General features: G+C 39.8%; 1 protein-coding gene. It reads right to left on the minus strand.

The annotated features are described in order from the left end of the window. On the minus strand, nucleotides 1-254 hold a 254-nt coding region (locus Q0997_RS20395), incomplete at both ends, for a hypothetical protein (RefSeq protein WP_299892588.1).

Below are 254 nucleotides of genomic sequence, written 5' to 3' on the forward strand. Positions count from 1 at the left end.
AAAATAGCAAAACCATCGGCATCGTTATCACAAACTTCTAATGGGGTTGGATCTGTGATTTGTGGTGTTGGATTTACGATTAATACAAGCTCTACAAAACTAGCACAGTCTGTGGCTATGGTTGCACTCTCAACTCTTACATAAATCGTTTGGGTATTTACCACAATGTTATTGTATGGACTGGCAAATGCACCTACATTATTCTGTGCATCTGACATTGTCTCATGATAAGTTACTGTTAACCCAGCTGCGCC

Origin of the sequence: uncultured Lacinutrix sp. (genome assembly GCF_947500325.1) — a bacterium.
In the GTDB taxonomy this organism is placed as follows: domain Bacteria; phylum Bacteroidota; class Bacteroidia; order Flavobacteriales; family Flavobacteriaceae; genus Lacinutrix.